The following is a 15,461-nucleotide window of genomic DNA, read 5'->3' on the forward strand; positions in this document are numbered from 1 at the left end:
TTTCTTGAAATTTCTTTAGAAGTATTCAATATAAAAAAACACTCCTTCATATAAATAATTGTAAATTTATCATCTAAAATTATTGCCTTGAAAGAGTGTTTTTTATTCAGTTTATACAAGATTTTTGTTTTTTCAAGTATCTTGCATTTAGGTAAGACTTTTATTGAATATATTTGATAGGCCAAGGGCAGATATTTTATTTTTAATATCTGTTGTATTTATGGTATAGAGTCCTGTTTTTTTCATTCTTTCAAAATATTCTGAGCCGGCAAAGGTATATCTATTTTTTCGACCTTCTTTAGTTCGTATTTTATAATTTGCGTAGTTTATTATATCACCGATAACTGTATCCTTTGGAAGGATTAAAGTAGGCATTTCAAGTGCACATCTTACAGCATTGTGTCCTGCCAGAGATCCTGTACAAATAGCTTCTGTATGACCCACAAATAATCCACTTTTTTCTCCAGCACAAAATAGATTTTCTACATTGTTTACTTTTAAATCATCAGAAACCGGTGCTACAGATAAATATCTTATAGAATTTCCTTTACCACCGGAATAAGGATCTATAAATTTGGCATTTTCTAAACCAGGTATTTTCCTTAGTTTATCTAAAGGATAATAAGAGGTCATAAGTTTTACATGTGCTAGGTGAACAAAACTGCAACTTAGTATTGGAAAAATCTATATCGGGTAATTCGATTTCTTCAAAATCATCTTTATCAGAGCCTATAAATTTTATAAATACTTTTCCATTGTTGTTTTTGTCTCCGTACCAGTATATAACATCTATCAATGTATTGATAATTTGTTTTTGTTTGTCACGTGAGAGCCTGTCTATTACTGCACAGTCACATAATATATTTTCTATTAGATCTAAGTTGATTTTTTCTATTTTATCTTTTTTACTTTCACTGTCAAGAATAGTTAACTTCTTTTCAATTTCTATGCATTCATTTTTAATGGTTTTAATTTTATCAATCATTACATCTTCTATATCTTTACTCTTTGAAAGTATATTCAGTAGGTTATCAATTTGATTTTTCTTTTCAATTAAAGTTTTATCCAATAGTGCTTTTTCATTTTTATTATCATCTTTTAATCTGGAATCATAATTTTCTTTCAACCTAGCCATAAATTGTTTTTGTTCATTGCCTAGTTTTTTTAAACTTAACAATACTAAACTTTCAAGCTCTGCAGCTTTAGCATTTTTATTATCGCAAAATTTCTTGTGAGATTTTCGTTTCAACGAGCACACATAATAAAAGAGTTTTTCTCCGGTAAGTTTAGAAACTCTTCCATGTTGTACTAACATATATTCTTTACACCGGCCACATTTTAATTTACCAGTTAATAAAGCATTATGGGTTTTACCTAATCTAGGAAAAGTATCTTTATTTTTATCAAATTGACTTTGAACTTTTAACCATAGTTCAGGTTCCAGTGCTCCTGTTATATTGCTCACAGAAGCAAATCGTTCACTTTCAGGATTTAGGGATTTAGTACGCTTGCCGTTTCTTATTACTTGTCTAGTTTTATTATATGTGAGTAGAGAATGAATATTATCTGCTTCACCATAAATATTCCATCCATTCGATTCCAAATATTCAATTACTGCTGCATTAGCCTTTACATATATGGGATTCTGAAGTATGATTTTTAAAGTGGATTTTTCAAACAAAATATTATTTTTTGATTTTATTTGATTTTCAGTTATATACACTTCCAATTTATGAAGGCTACCAACTTCTAAATATTTTTCATATAGAAATTTAACGAAGTCCATTTCCTCCTTATTTATTTCAAGAATAGAAAATTCTCTTTCCAATCCAGATTTATCTCTGTATTTTTTTCTTTTAGAAGTAAACCCTAATGGTATTTTCCCTCCGGTCCATCTACCATTCTTAGCTAACTCAAGCATATTATCTCTTACACGTTCTGCAATTGTTTCCCTTTCCAACTGGGCAAAAACACTAGCAATGTATATCATGGCCTTTCCCATTGGAGTGCTTGTGTCAAACTGCTCTTTTATACTTATGAAGCTCACATTGTAATTTTGCAATAATTCTAAAGTAGCTGAAAAATCAGATACATTTCTACTGATACGATCTAACCTATAACATACTAAATAATTTATTTTTTGAAGTTTTATATCTTGAATCAGTCTTTTGAATTGAGGCCTGTTTATTGTGCTGCCACTAAAGCCTTCATCTTCATAAATTAAAAAATCGACATCTCCCTCTAAGTGATTCGCAATATATTGCTTACACATTTCTATTTGGTTCTCTACAGAATCTCCCTTGCCGGTAAATTTTGATTTTCTGCTGTATATAGCTACCTTTAGCATTACTTTTATCCCCCTTTGTAGCATTTATTTTATTATATCATTTTTTACAAACTTAAAATTATTTAGTGTTAAGTAACAATATTGGTAAATCTAACATAACATAAGATGGATATGTTTTTAATACAGGAGTTGTTTGAATGTATTCAGTTATTATCTCAATTCCAAAAAATAAAGATAAGCTTAGAAAAAGATATGCAGAACTTCTTGCAGATGCAGTATCAGAAGAGTTAACACACGAAGAACTTGGATACTTGATATCTGAATTTGATAGGAGGCAGGGTATTAAAAATAATAAGTAAATTACTTGAAAGATTATAAAATGAGTAACTATAGATACATAAACATCTTATAATTTGATTTTAAAATTAAAGCTAAATAAGTTTAAATTTAATTTAATTGTGGTATAATATATTTAAAAGAAGCCGTTGCGGTTTTGAATAGTTAAGTTAAATTGTTTCTAGTTTAAAATGCACTTATGGGAATGGGTGCATTTTTACTTTTTTGAGTTTTTATCTTCAGCAGTTATAGAAATTTCATTTTCAGTCAATTTTCCAATTGAAGATTTACCTTTGATTATTAATCTATCTTTTAAATATGTTCCTACAATCACCATAGCTGTTATGCATGATGATGTAATACATACTGATATTACTATAATCACAATATCACTCATTTTGCCACCTCCTCTGCTGTCAGATTAACCGCAATGACCTCTTTTGTAAGAGATAAATTCCGGGAAGTGGCTAACTAAAAACACTTTATTCTCTTGGTAAATATTATACCATATTTTAGTTACTTTTCTACGTAAGAGCTTTATCTATTTACTCCATTTTAAACTTTATCAAAAATTTAGTTTTTTCTGGAATACTTTCTACAGATATAGTTCCATTATTTTTTTCAACCAATTGTTTGGCAATATACAGTCCGAATCCATGAAGATCATTTTGTTTAACTTTTGTAGAAAAACCTCTATTGAAAATTTTTTCTATTATATTTTCAGGGATAACATCTCCATTATCGGCTATCTCAATACAAAAGTTTCTGTCTTCCTTAAAAGTGGTAATGGATATTTCCTTATCCCCCACATCTGATTTAGTGAATGCTTCAAATGCATTGTCTATAAGATTACTCATAATACTTATCAATTCGTCTTCTCTAATTTTTATTGAACTGAAAGGTTCATCAATTATAATTTTAAAATCAACATTATTTTTTACTGCATAGTTGTTTTTTATGGATAACATACCATCTATGTAATCATTTCCTGTATTCAAATATCTAAAAGATGAATGTAATGTACCTGAAATTTTTCGTACATAACTATCTATCTTCTCTACGGTATCAGGCTTGTTTAATAAACACAGTCCTTGTATAATATTTATATGGTTGGCAAAATCATGTTTTTCTTGCCTTATGATACTTATTATTTCCTCCATATTTTTAATTTGCTGTTTTTGAATTTTATAATTAATATTTATATTTACAGCCAGCTGTTTTTCTTTTAAATTTTTGAATTTTGATATTAGAAATATAAAATAAATAATAAAAATAATAATATTATAGGTTTGAATACTCTTCACATTAAAAATGCTAAAATTAATGCTATATATAAAGAGAGTAAATATGCCTAACTCAATTATTAAGCTAGCAAAAATAGATCCTTCTTTTTCAAATAAATCAAGTTCAATAAAATATGAGTTAAATTTAAAAATTATTGATATAATAAGTATTTGCAACACTTTGGAAAGTACTAAAAGAATGTTAAAATATTTATAATTCAAAAAAATTTGATTTAAATCTATGTTAAATATAAACATTTCAATGATTTCAACAAAAATTTCTGTACATATAAGTGTTGTAAAAAATAAAGAAAATATAACTATAGAATCAAAAATTTTTATTTTTATAATGAAGGTCAGTAATAAAATATCAACTATTACAAGAAATAGTGTATGATAAACTCTTGATATATAGAATGTACTCCAATAGGTTATAAAAACATATAGTATAAAAAATAACAATGTTTTAATTTTATTCTGTATTACAAATCTTTTGTCATCATATAATGCTTCGAAAATTCCTAAAAGAAGTGAAGCTTCTATAATATCTATTATAATTTCACTTATACTACTCTCCATGTTGTTCTCCTTTTATTTCTGGAGGTTTTTACAAAAGTTATATTTTGAAATTAGTATTTTCATAAAAATTTTTAATCACACTTTTATAAAACCCCCTTAATTTATTATTTCAAGAGTTCATCAGGACATTTGGGCTGATAAACGCCACCCAAACATGTTGGAGTTATGACTATTGCTGCTAAAAGCAAAGATAAAGAACCTACCATTTTCATACTTTTCTTTAATAATTCCTGTTTTAAAAACTTCATATTCCATATACCTCCTTAAACGTTTTAATATATAAATTCTACAAGATATTCAATTTTCCTGCTATATTTTACAAAGAAATAAAATTTAACAGAATTAAGTTTTATTTCTCGAAAGTTTGATAAATCTTTATAGAAACTTGAGTATAAAAGAATACATGCTGTCTCTGAATTTAGATAATTAAGATAGAAAAATTGTGGAATAACCTGTAAAAAAGTATATAATTCCCTGCAAAATGCCGTGAAATTCAATTTATGAATAATACAGCATTTCAAAGAGTATTTTGTGCTTAGTAGTTGTGACGACAAATAAAAATTTTACATATTAAACGAAATAAATTGTTCTTCATTTTCCTTATAGTTTAATAATATATCTTTTGTATAAATATTATGTCCTAAATAATTAGATTTTTTATCACTTTTAGGATGATTTTAGAAATATATGTAGAAATACCTAATTGTAAAAATCTATTAAAGGGATAAGGGGGAACTATAATTTGAAAGATATATTAAAATATGTACCAGGATTTAGATCCGGTCAAAAACTTAAAATGGTAGTTGCATCAATCTATTATGTAATTTCCTTGTTGATGCTTACTGAAGGATTTGGATACTTTCTATTTCTTTTGGCAGCACCTTTTGTAATTTTTTACGGTATAGGTGCTTTTAAAAATAGATCTAAGCAATCAGCACTAATTTGTATATTAGCTTTTATAATCATGATTGTCGGAGTAGTTAATACACCAGATACTTCTAGTAAACAAACAAATGTAGCATCTAATACACAATCTCAGCAAACAAGTAAAAAGGTTGAAAATACAAGCCAATCTAGTACGGATACTACTGCGAAGGATGAGGTGAAATCTCCGATACAGCTTGAGAAAGCAGTCGTAACCAAACATACGGATGGAGACACTATTGGAGTAACACTGGAAAATGGAAAAGAAGCAAAAGTGAGATTTATTGGAGTGAATACTCCAGAGCCCACTACTGAACACGAACAGTATGGAGAAGAAGCAAGCAACTATACTAAAAGCCTTCTGGGTAAAACCATATATATTGAGAAAGATACAGGTGATACAGATACATATGGAAGGCTTTTGAGGTATGTATGGATTCAACCGCCTACTGAAATAACTGATGATGAAATTAGGAATAAGATGTTTAATGCTATACTAGCTTACAATGGCTATGCACAACAGATGACAGTACAGCCCAATGCAAAATATGCAGAATATTTCAAGAAATTCTGTGCAGATGCCAGAGAGAATAGCAGGGGATTATGGGCAATAAATATAAATGGAACTACAAAGGGGGATACCATAGCTCAAGTAGATAATAGTAGCAGTACTGGAAGTAATATTGGGACAAGTACATCTAGTACCAGTCAAATTAGTGATAGCAGTAGTGCTGGAAATAGTAGTTCTAGTCAAAGCAGTAGATCTACAACACAGGAAAGTTCTGTACAGCAAAGTGCCTCATCAGATAATCAGGGAACAACAGTATATATAACACCCACAGGTCACAAGTACCATAATGCTGGTTGCAGAACAATAAAAAACAGTTCTACGGCTATATCCTTATCAGAAGCAAAAGCAGAAGGTTATGAACCTTGTAAAGTATGTAATCCACCACAATAAAGGATGAGTTTTTAAAATGTAAAAAATAGAGTATAATTTATTAATATTAGTAGATCTCTATTAGGCAATTGCGAAACTCACTGATAAAAATGAATTGAGGAGTAGGGGGAATTTCAAAAAAGATAATTAGAAGATTAAAGGTGATTTTCCTGATTTGTAATGGCTAAATAGAAAAAAAGGGTGCAAGAAATAGAACCATGATTAATTCTAAAATTTAAAAATAGCTGATATTTATGCAATTAATGGTTTTAGACTTCTGATATATTCATGCTTGTGTATTTTATTGGCTATAACAACTGTTATTAGCTGGGTTATGCCTGAAAGAAGTAAGTCAGCATGAAGAGTTTTTTCATTTTGTGTTCTACGGTTTGCAATGCAATAGCTGTTTTTAAAATGTCCAATGCTTTTTTCAACAGTAGAACGAATTTTATAAGTATAATTCCAATCTTGGGAACCACGAGTTGTTCCTGGGTATGCACGCAAATTTTTTTCTGGATAAATGTAGAACATTCTGCCACAAGATGATTTAGTACAAGGATCTTCACAAAGAGTTTTTCGTTTACTCTTTTTCGTTTCTTTATTATAAATCCATTTCATTTTAGGGCAAACGAATTTCATTGTTGGAATTTCTGAGCGTAAGTGTGATTTGCTGCCTTCTTGCTTCATGGGTAGTGAATGATCATGAGGGCAGCATGGAATACCATCTTCATTCAAAGGACAATCGGATTCTTCTGGTGCAAGCTTAGTTTTTAGTGGAATATATGCTTTTTCAAACTTTAGTTCTTGAAAAAGATATTGATAAATTTCAATACTATCAAAAGCAGCGTCACCTAAAAAAGTTTTAGGATTTATCAAAGGATGTTTTTCAAAAAAATCCTTAAGGACAGGTATAAGTGCTTTAGAATCAGCAAGGGACTTATCTTCATCAGGAGAATTGGATTTTTTCTCAACAACGATATCTGGATGAGTTTTAAGGAAATCTTGGTTGTAAAATGAAATATCTCTCACAATACCAAGGCCGTTGGTTACAATGCCAAATTTAAAAGCGTAACAAAAATGACCGTTAATGTACATCTGCTGGATGGCTGGATTAGCTGCAGCATGAGAAGGCATAGCCCTGTAAGCAGCTTTATAAGGGTCATAAGAATCATCCAGACCATGTGTCTTCTTAAAAGCTTTAAGTTGTTTTATGATGCGGTTAGCATATTTAGGGTTGTTTTCAGTGACGAAAGCTTCAATACCAGAAGTATCAAAGATAGTCATAGAAGCAAGGTTCTTATCAATTTGTTGACATATTGGCTCAGTAATATTAACAAGATTATGGAACATTGATTGTAAGTCCAAAATAAAATCTTGTCTAAAGCGTGTGAATTTAGAAGCATCAGGAACTTTGGTGAAACCGCAAAAATCCCTCAACTCTTTTGAATATTTAAGAAAAATAATCAAAAGGGAATCTGTAGGAATAGAAAAAATACGCTGCAAAATCAAAGCACGAAGCATGGCATAAAGTGTATATTTACGAGGTCTTCCAGTAGAAGCATAAAAATGATTTATAAAAGAAACTGGAACTAAATCATCCAGATCAATAGTATCTTCAAGTAAAGAAAGAAACTGGGGCTTGTTGTTTTCAAATTTTTCTTTGCAATCAGAAAAAACTTCTGCCAAAGAAAGCTGTTTATATGGTATCATAAGTATATAACTCCTTTCTGAGGTATATGGTGATTTTGTTTCTTGGCAATTCAATTTTACCATAAATCAGTGAGGAGTTATTCTATTTTACAACAAAAAATATACCGCATTTATGCGGGTTATAGCGTTTCGCAAACCCTATGTAGATCTCTATATATGAAAGGAGGAATTTTATGGTAAGTAATACATCAATTATGTTTTTAATTATATCTTTAATTATTTCAGTTGGGTTACCTTTAGGGTTAGTAGCTTACTTTTATAAAAAGTATAAAATATCAATAAAATGTGTATTTATAGGAGTATTAATATTTATAATATTTTCTCAGATTTTAGAAAAAGCATTACATTATTTTGTATTAACAAAAAACCCTCATACCATAGCATTATTAAAGAATTCATGGCTATTTATGATTTATGGAGGACTTGCAGCAGGAATATTTGAAGAAGTGGGTAGATATATTGGTTTTAAGTTTTTACTTAAAGGCCAAAGAGAATGGAAAGATGGAGTCGCCTATGGTATAGGTCATGGCGGAATAGAGGCTATATTAATAGGCGGAGTTGCAAGTATACAGAATATAGTATATTCAAATTTAATAAACTCTGGTACTTTTGAAAAAGTTCTTAGTGCCAAGCTTCCTGTTAGTATGTTAGCATCAATAAAAAATAGCTTAGAGAACACTCCGTCTTACATGTTTGGATTTATAGGTATAGAAAGAATGCTGGTACTGCCATTACATATAGCGCTATCTCTTGTGGTGTTATATGGAATTAAAAAAGGGAAAAAAATATATCTTTTATATGCTATAATAATCCATGCTATAATTGATTTTCCTGCTGCTTTGTATCAAGCAGGAAAGATCAAAAGTATATTTTTGATAGAGGGTGTAGTTTTAGTAGTCGCTATTATATCTTTAATTTTCATTATTAAATCAAAGGGTTTATTTGACAAAACTTCTTCTGAAAAGGTGTATTAAAACGGCATGAATAACTAAAAAATATGGATGTAATATTATTGTAAATAAACTTTGAATTAGATATATAAAATGAAGCTGTAGCTTATATAGTTCCATTTTGTTTATAGTTCTTAATTAATTCATTTTTGCAATAATTTTTTCGGAAAAAATCTTAAAAAAATATATATTCTGAGCTCAATGAAAATTGCAGTTAATTGTAGAGATGAATATATTAAATCTACAATAAAACTGTAAAATTCAAAAAATTAGCTTACCAGAATATGATCCATAAGAGATATTTTAGAAGAATAAGGGTACAATGGATAATTAGAAGGATATTTTATGGAAGGAGGAATACAATGAATAATTATGGGGAAATGCTAAAGAATATTAGAAAAGGAGACATACCAATGGTTGATGAAAAGAGTGTTAAAGACATTGGTAAATATGAAGGTGAGTGCATTTGTGAGAGAGAACCAAAAGAGTTATTTTTTGTTATGGGTAAAAAGTATCTTTTTAGACAAGAAGGTATTGACGTAATCATTGTACAAGATGGGTCAGAAAAAGAAGTTACCTTTAGTAATGACAATGATGAAAAATCATCAAGCTACTTTGGAGATTATTTTGAAGTGTATTAGTTAAAATTATTAAATTAATGCGAATTACTCTTAGCATATGATCACTACTATTTATTCACATAAATAGTAGTGATTTGAAGTAAGGACATATGTAATTTTTTTATGTTATAATCTTTTAAAGACTATGAAGAGAAGAGTAGATAAATATATGAATTTACAGAGAGCTCTACAAGGTGAGAATGAGCAAGGATTTTTTTATTGAAGAAGGTCTCAGAGTTGCACACCGAGTCTGGCTTTAGAGGTAGGCTGTGACGGTATAACCCGTTATAAGTTATAGAGTATACAATTAATTATGTACTTGAAGAGGTCTATGTGGCAACATATGGATAAACTGAGGTGGTACCACGAATATATAACTTTCGTCCTCAAGATTAAAATCTTGGAGGTGAAGTTTTTTTTATTTGTCTAAAAATCTATTAAATCATAAATAAATATTTAAAGGTGGTATAGCTAAAATGTATAAGGAATTTGAAAGTATAGAAAACTTAGAAAAGATAATGCCAGATTCAAATGAATTTGTAGCAGAAAGAGTTAAAAAGTTAAATAAGCTTTATGAATTGGGAGTTAATCCATATCCTTATAGCTACAAAAATATAACTCATACTAAGGATATTTTTGATAACTTTGAAAATATAAAAGAAGAACAAGAATTCACATTAGCAGGAAGAGTTATGCTAATAAGAAGGATGGGAAATGCCACATTTGCCAATATTGTAGATGAAAAAGGAAATATACAAATATTCTTAAGTAAAAAGCTAATAGGTGCTAAAAGTTATAAAATCTTAAAATTAATTGATGTAGGAGATATTATTGGAGTTGATGGAGCTGTATTTAAGACACAGACAGGTGAAATCACTATTAGAGTAAATCAGTTTGAATTATTGTCAAAGTCCATTAGAACACTTCCAGAAAAATATCACGGTATACAAGATGCTGACTTAAGGCAAAGACATCGTTCATTAGATATGATAATGAATGAGGGTGTTAAAGAACGATTTATTAAACGTTCAAAAGCCATAACAGCTATCAGGGAATATTTAAACAATTTAAACTTTATTGAGGCAGATACTCCTATTCTGGATACTAAATACGGTGGAGGAGAAGCAAAGCCATTTACAACATTTGTTAACGCATTGGATTGTAATGTATATATGAATGTTTCTCCAGAATTATATTTAAAAAGACTCATAGTTGGAGGAATTGAAAGAGTTTATACCTTTGCAAGAGCTTTTAGAAATGAGGGAATTGATAGAACACATTATCCAGAATTTAGCTTGTTTGAATGTTATATGTCTTATGCTGACTATAATGACATGATGAAACTTATGGAGAATATATATGAATATGTATTTAATAAGGTTAATGGAACAACAAAGATTCAGTATGGAGACGTAGAAATTGATTTTAAAGCTCCGTGGAAGAGAGCGAAGATGTGTGACCTTGTAAAAAAGGATACAGGAATTGATGTTGAGACACTTACCATGGAAGAAATTATTAAAAGTATTAAGGACAATGAGCTCTTAATAGAAAGTCAAAATGAGGGGTTAGTTATTGATGAATGTTCAAAGGGAGAATTAATAATTAATTTGTTTGAAGTGTATTCTGAAAAGAAACTAATTCAACCAACCTTTGTTATAGACTTTCCTGAAGAATCTTCTCCGTTATGTAAGATTCATAGACATAACTCGGATTTAATTGAAAGGTTTGAACCTTATGCTTATGGTGTTGAGCTTGGGAACGCTTATTCAGAACTTAATGACCCATTGAAGCAAAGAATACTTTTGCATGAACAAGCGTCAAAACTAAGAGCTGGGCTTGAAACAGCAAGTCCAATGGATGAGGAATTCGCTGTTGCTATCGATACTGCAATGCCACCAACTGGAGGATTAGGAATAGGTATTGATAGAATGATAATGTTTCTTACTGGTTCTTATACCATAAAAGATATTATAGCATTTCCTCTAATTAAAAGATAATAATAAAATAATATATACAATATAAGAAAAAGGACTCATATCACTGATAAAAAGTGTTGATATGAGTCCTTCTGTTGTTATATGTTATTTAATTTTTTATATGTATTTTTAGTTACAAAAAATTTTAATAATGATATATTCTTAGTTGATGGAAGGTTTTCTTTAACTTAATTGACTCAAGTTTAATTAATTCGCATTAATTCACTTTTGTGATATTTTATATATTCAGTAAGTTATGTTAACTTAAAATTTATACTAAATATTTAATAATAAACAAATACTAAAGTTAGAATTACAATATTTTCTCTAACGAGTAAAAATAAAACTCAAATTATAAAATTTGAGTAATATTATTACAAAAAGAATTATATTCATTTACCAATCCTAAATCTTCTCAAGTTCTTCTATATTTATTCTTCAGTCCATTCAACAAATGTCTTGATCCAAAATGGCTGAGCTTTCGTCTTTACCAGCATCCATACTTTGCTTAAGTTTAAGCAATTCAATATATTTTTCAGCTTCCTTTTTTAAATCATCATCCAAAGAAGATATATCATCTAATATTTTTTTATCTTTATCTGAGTATTTTTTTGGAATGTTGCTTTCAATTTCCGGTTCTTTTTTATCTGTATTACCTAGTAGATAATCTACTGAAACAGTAAAATATTTAGCTAATTTTAATAGCATTTCGGGATCTGGCATACTTCTCCCTTGTTCATAATATCCATAACCACTTTTAGATATTCCTATGGCTTTAGCAACATCTTCTTGCTTTACATTTTTAGCATATCTTAGTTTTTTTAAAGCAGTGGAAATTTTTACATCCATCTTAGCTGGTTCTGAAACTTGTTCTATATTACTATGAGTATTTTTATTATTTAGCATTAATTGTATTAGTTTTAATCTCTCTGGATCTTTCTTGATTTCCTCTAATAGTTCATTATAACTCATCTTAGTTAATTTATCAGGGTATAATTCTGATAATGCTTTATGTAAAAATGCACTAGAACCACATTCCGGATCAATAATAGAACCTGCTAATTGATCCAATGTAACATTAAAAAATTTAGCAAGCATTTTTAACGTTTCTAAATCTGGTTCTCTCCTACCAGTTTCATAATGAGCATAAGTAGCTCTATTTATATTTAATAGTTTACTCAATTCATCTTGTGTTAATCCTTTTCTAGTTCTAAGTTCTTTTAAATTATGTGCTATATTCATAAATTACACCTCACTTTATATTATCAAAAAATGATACAAAAACAAACACATGATACAAAAAGTATATTTTTTTGTAAAGCATATTGACAACGATACAAAAAGCAACTATAATCTAAACATAGATACAAAATGTATCAAAAAATATTTAGAAAGGAGAAACGTATGAAGAAGTATAGTCTAAAAGAACTCAGAGTTAAAAAGAATAAAACTCAAAAAGAGATTTCAAAAGCTATAGAAATAAATCGTGCTACATACTCGCATTATGAAAATGGATTAAGAATTCCTAAAATTGATATAGCAGGTAAACTTGCATCATATTTTGGTGTCATGGTAGAAAATATTAATTTTTTACCCCAAAATGATACAATAAGCCACAATAAGCAAAAGGAGATAGCGAGCTAATGATTAAATTAGTATTCCTAGAGCCTAACAAAATTGATGCTGTTCCTTTTACAACTTCAAAAGTAATTGCTGATAACGGTAAAGTAAAACACGACACAGTTCAAGTAAAAAATTAATTTTCTTTAATTTTAATATTTCCATTTTCTTCTTCAAAATTTCTAATACATTCTTCAACTAAATATTCTATCTGCATGGAAATGGAACGCTTATTTCTATCTGAAATATATTTTATTTTTTCAAAATTTTCTTCTTGTAATCTCAAAGTGAAAACTCTTTTATTTGTAGCCATATATAATACACCTCTTTGATGATTTTAAAATGATATCACTATAGTATCATTTTTAGAAAATATTTCATACTGCCATATTGACATTTAAGTGACATCACTATATAATGAGGATAAAGGTGGTGATAGTAAAGTGATAGCACCTAACAAAAAACAAACTACTTTAAGAATACCTAAAGAACTTGATGAAACACTAACAAACAAAGCTAAGGAATTAGGAATATCTAAAAATGCGTATATATTAATGATTATAACGAATTTTTGTGATAAGCCTTTATTTAGCAAAGGGGCAACAATATTAAAAGAAACAATAACTCAGAAGGAGGCAGTAAACCAATGAATAAACTAGGTCATGTATATATTGTGGACAATGGTTTAGGAAACGTTAAAATAGGCAGAACTATAAATCCACAAAAACGGTTAAGAGACATAGAAACTCAATCTGGTATAGTTGCAAGAAACAGTTATTTGTCTCCCATGTGTTCCAATTATAGAGAGTTAGAAACAATAGCTCATGATAAATTTAGAAATTATTGGTTAATAGGAGAATGGTTTAAAATCGACTTTGTAACAGCTAAAAATTTCTTATCAACTTGCAATTTTCAAATTAATAACGAGATTTCAGAAGTTGAACCTGAGTTTAATATATTTAGCAAGGAAATTGCTATATTAAAAATCGGCAATTACATCACAGATTTAATTAATGCAAAAATGGATTCGTTGATTCTTGAAATAAACATATACAAAGGTATACATGGTGCTATCCCAAATGAATTAAAGCAAAAAGCTCTTAATATCATAAAAACAAGTGAACATTGTGAAACTCACGTTGAAAATCAAATATCAGTCCTTATTGATTTTGGCAATGACTATAAAGCCATAAAAGCAATACTTGAGAAAAAATATTTGATGTCAGCTTAATTCTCAGATGTAGAAAACTTGTTAAAGTTTTCAAGAAAATTATAAGCTTTTTCGCCTTTAGTTACAGCAGCTTTAATCGATTTTACATCACCGGATAATTCAGCAACAGCATGGGTTAAATTATCTATTTCAGCCTTATGTACCTGTGAATTATGTTCAAGAGCTTTGAGTATTAGGGTATTTTCTTGAACTTGAGATTGAAGGCCATTAAATTTTGATTCAATACCATCAAGGCGTTCATTAGTCTTATTTTGAGAGTCAAGTATTTGTTGTAATAGTTTCTCGGTAGAAGGCATTTATATCATATCCTTTCAGAATTTATTTTAGGGATTGTATAAATTTAGATAACAACTCCAATTGTTCTGGAGTTAAATCTTTAGCACTATTTAAAAGTTCCTTGAGTTCAGAGGTAAGAACTATAGGGTCTGAATTATCATCATTGAAAAACTCAGAAAGAGTAATAGAGAAAACCTCGCATATTTTCATAATGGTATCAAATTGAGCAGTATTAACGTTATTTTCTATTCTGCTTAATTGAGCCTGAGATATACCAATTTTATTTGATAATTCTGTAGTAGTTATATTATTAAATTTTCGTAACTCTCTAATTCTATTACCGATATTAAACATTTTATCACCTATTTCATATTTTTGACGAGTTGAGATAACAATTGAATCTGTTCAGGTGATAGATTTTTAATATCTTTTAAAAGTTCTTTAAATTCACGAGGTAATACAATATTTTCATCCTCAGTAAAAAATTCAGCTAGTGAAATATTAAAGACATCTAATATCTTTGAAAGTTTCTCTATAGTAGGATTGCTTTTGCCGGATTCAATATCACTTAAATATGATTGAGCAATACCAGCCTCTTTGGAAAGTTTGGTCGTAGAGTAATTATTTAATAATCTTAGTGATTTAATTTTTTTACCAATGTTCATATTAATCAATCCTTTTATCGATATATCTATAATTATTATATGATTGCTTAAACTTTAAATCAAT

General features: G+C 28.8%; 17 protein-coding genes, 2 pseudogenes and 1 other annotated feature. Of the genes and pseudogenes, 8 read left to right on the forward strand and 11 right to left on the reverse strand.

Annotated features, from left to right (window positions below):
* Window positions 1-147: 147 nt before the first annotated feature.
* Window positions 148-639 (reverse strand): annotated as a pseudogene (locus AB3K27_RS08205) (FAD-dependent oxidoreductase); the annotation flags it as partial.
* On the reverse strand, window positions 608-2,347 hold the full coding sequence (locus tag AB3K27_RS08210) for a recombinase family protein (protein WP_368490725.1): 1,740 nt from the start codon (window positions 2,345-2,347) through the stop codon (window positions 608-610). The gene AB3K27_RS08210 and the pseudogene AB3K27_RS08205, both read right to left, overlap by 32 nt.
* 137 nt (window positions 2,348-2,484) lie before the next feature.
* Between AB3K27_RS08210 and AB3K27_RS08215 the strand changes: the two genes are divergently transcribed.
* Window positions 2,485-2,646, forward strand: a complete 162-nt coding sequence (locus AB3K27_RS08215; protein ID WP_368490726.1) for a hypothetical protein — start codon at window positions 2,485-2,487, stop codon at window positions 2,644-2,646.
* Window positions 2,647-2,840: 194 nt separating this feature from the next.
* Here AB3K27_RS08215 and AB3K27_RS08220 read toward each other — a convergent pair whose 3' ends face one another.
* The 3 genes from AB3K27_RS08220 to AB3K27_RS08230 form a co-directional block, all read right to left on the reverse strand.
* The gene (locus tag AB3K27_RS08220; RefSeq protein WP_368490727.1) at window positions 2,841-3,020 is read right to left on the reverse strand and encodes a hypothetical protein; all 180 of its coding nucleotides are present in this window, start codon (window positions 3,018-3,020) and stop codon (window positions 2,841-2,843) included.
* Window positions 3,021-3,168: 148 nt separating this feature from the next.
* Window positions 3,169-4,485, reverse strand: coding sequence for a sensor histidine kinase (locus AB3K27_RS08225; RefSeq protein WP_368490728.1), 1,317 nt, complete (start codon window positions 4,483-4,485; stop codon window positions 3,169-3,171).
* A gap of 104 nt (window positions 4,486-4,589) precedes the next feature.
* A complete protein-coding gene (locus AB3K27_RS08230; protein ID WP_368490729.1) occupies window positions 4,590-4,733 on the reverse strand; it encodes a cyclic lactone autoinducer peptide in 144 nt (47 codons plus the stop codon).
* Window positions 4,734-5,227: 494 nt separating this feature from the next.
* Here AB3K27_RS08230 and AB3K27_RS08235 point away from each other — a divergent pair, with 494 nt between their 5' ends.
* Window positions 5,228-6,370, forward strand: a complete 1,143-nt coding sequence (locus AB3K27_RS08235; RefSeq protein ID WP_368490730.1) for a thermonuclease family protein — start codon at window positions 5,228-5,230, stop codon at window positions 6,368-6,370.
* A gap of 311 nt (window positions 6,371-6,681) precedes the next feature.
* Here AB3K27_RS08235 and AB3K27_RS08240 read toward each other — a convergent pair.
* Window positions 6,682-8,059 (reverse strand): annotated as a pseudogene (locus AB3K27_RS08240) (transposase).
* A 173-nt stretch (window positions 8,060-8,232) separates the two neighbouring features.
* Here AB3K27_RS08240 and AB3K27_RS08245 point away from each other — a divergent pair.
* From AB3K27_RS08245 to lysS, 3 genes are all read left to right on the forward strand, one after another.
* Window positions 8,233-9,033 (forward strand): YhfC family intramembrane metalloprotease, encoded by an 801-nt coding sequence (locus AB3K27_RS08245; RefSeq protein ID WP_368490731.1) that lies wholly within the window; start codon window positions 8,233-8,235, stop codon window positions 9,031-9,033.
* A 338-nt stretch (window positions 9,034-9,371) separates the two neighbouring features.
* Window positions 9,372-9,650 carry a hypothetical protein gene (locus AB3K27_RS08250; RefSeq protein WP_368490732.1) on the forward strand — a complete coding sequence of 93 codons (279 nt, stop codon included), beginning with the start codon at window positions 9,372-9,374 and terminating at the stop codon, window positions 9,648-9,650.
* A 115-nt stretch (window positions 9,651-9,765) separates the two neighbouring features.
* Window positions 9,766-10,020, forward strand: a binding site (T-box leader).
* An 85-nt stretch (window positions 10,021-10,105) separates the two neighbouring features.
* A complete protein-coding gene (gene lysS, locus AB3K27_RS08255; protein ID WP_368490733.1) occupies window positions 10,106-11,626 on the forward strand; it encodes a lysine--tRNA ligase in 1,521 nt (506 codons plus the stop codon).
* A gap of 426 nt (window positions 11,627-12,052) precedes the next feature.
* Here lysS and AB3K27_RS08260 read toward each other — a convergent pair whose 3' ends face one another.
* Complete coding sequence (locus AB3K27_RS08260) at window positions 12,053-12,847, reverse strand: helix-turn-helix domain-containing protein (protein ID WP_368490734.1); 795 nt, start codon at window positions 12,845-12,847, stop codon at window positions 12,053-12,055.
* 162 nt (window positions 12,848-13,009) lie between these two features.
* Between AB3K27_RS08260 and AB3K27_RS08265 the strand changes: the two genes are divergently transcribed.
* Window positions 13,010-13,249, forward strand: a complete 240-nt coding sequence (locus AB3K27_RS08265) for a helix-turn-helix transcriptional regulator (protein ID WP_368490735.1) — start codon at window positions 13,010-13,012, stop codon at window positions 13,247-13,249.
* Window positions 13,250-13,361: 112 nt separating this feature from the next.
* On the opposite strand, the gene AB3K27_RS08270 is transcribed toward AB3K27_RS08265, so the two are convergent.
* On the reverse strand, window positions 13,362-13,538 hold the full coding sequence (locus AB3K27_RS08270; RefSeq protein WP_368490736.1) for an Arc family DNA-binding protein: 177 nt from the start codon (window positions 13,536-13,538) through the stop codon (window positions 13,362-13,364).
* 130 nt (window positions 13,539-13,668) lie between these two features.
* On the opposite strand from AB3K27_RS08270, the gene AB3K27_RS08275 reads away from it, so the two are divergent.
* The gene (locus tag AB3K27_RS08275) at window positions 13,669-13,875 is read left to right on the forward strand and encodes a toxin-antitoxin system HicB family antitoxin (RefSeq protein WP_368490737.1); all 207 of its coding nucleotides are present in this window, start codon (window positions 13,669-13,671) and stop codon (window positions 13,873-13,875) included.
* Window positions 13,872-14,456, forward strand: a complete 585-nt coding sequence (locus AB3K27_RS08280) for a GIY-YIG nuclease family protein (protein ID WP_368490738.1) — start codon at window positions 13,872-13,874, stop codon at window positions 14,454-14,456. The genes AB3K27_RS08275 and AB3K27_RS08280 overlap by 4 nt, the downstream gene beginning before the upstream one ends.
* Here the strand turns inward: AB3K27_RS08280 and AB3K27_RS08285 are convergent.
* The 3 genes from AB3K27_RS08285 to AB3K27_RS08295 are packed head-to-tail and all read right to left on the reverse strand — an operon-like array spanning window position 14,453 to window position 15,397.
* The gene (locus AB3K27_RS08285) at window positions 14,453-14,752 is read right to left on the reverse strand and encodes a hypothetical protein (protein ID WP_368490739.1); all 300 of its coding nucleotides are present in this window, start codon (window positions 14,750-14,752) and stop codon (window positions 14,453-14,455) included. The genes AB3K27_RS08280 and AB3K27_RS08285 overlap by 4 nt on opposite strands.
* Before the next feature lie 22 nt (window positions 14,753-14,774).
* Complete coding sequence (locus AB3K27_RS08290) at window positions 14,775-15,086, reverse strand: helix-turn-helix domain-containing protein (protein ID WP_368490740.1); 312 nt, start codon at window positions 15,084-15,086, stop codon at window positions 14,775-14,777.
* A gap of 8 nt (window positions 15,087-15,094) precedes the next feature.
* Window positions 15,095-15,397 (reverse strand): helix-turn-helix domain-containing protein, encoded by a 303-nt coding sequence (locus AB3K27_RS08295; RefSeq protein WP_368490741.1) that lies wholly within the window; start codon window positions 15,395-15,397, stop codon window positions 15,095-15,097.
* Between the last annotated feature and the right edge of the window lie 64 nt (window positions 15,398-15,461).

Origin of the sequence: Clostridium sp. BJN0013 (genome assembly GCF_040939125.1) — a bacterium.
Classification (GTDB): domain Bacteria; phylum Bacillota; class Clostridia; order Clostridiales; family Clostridiaceae; genus Clostridium_B.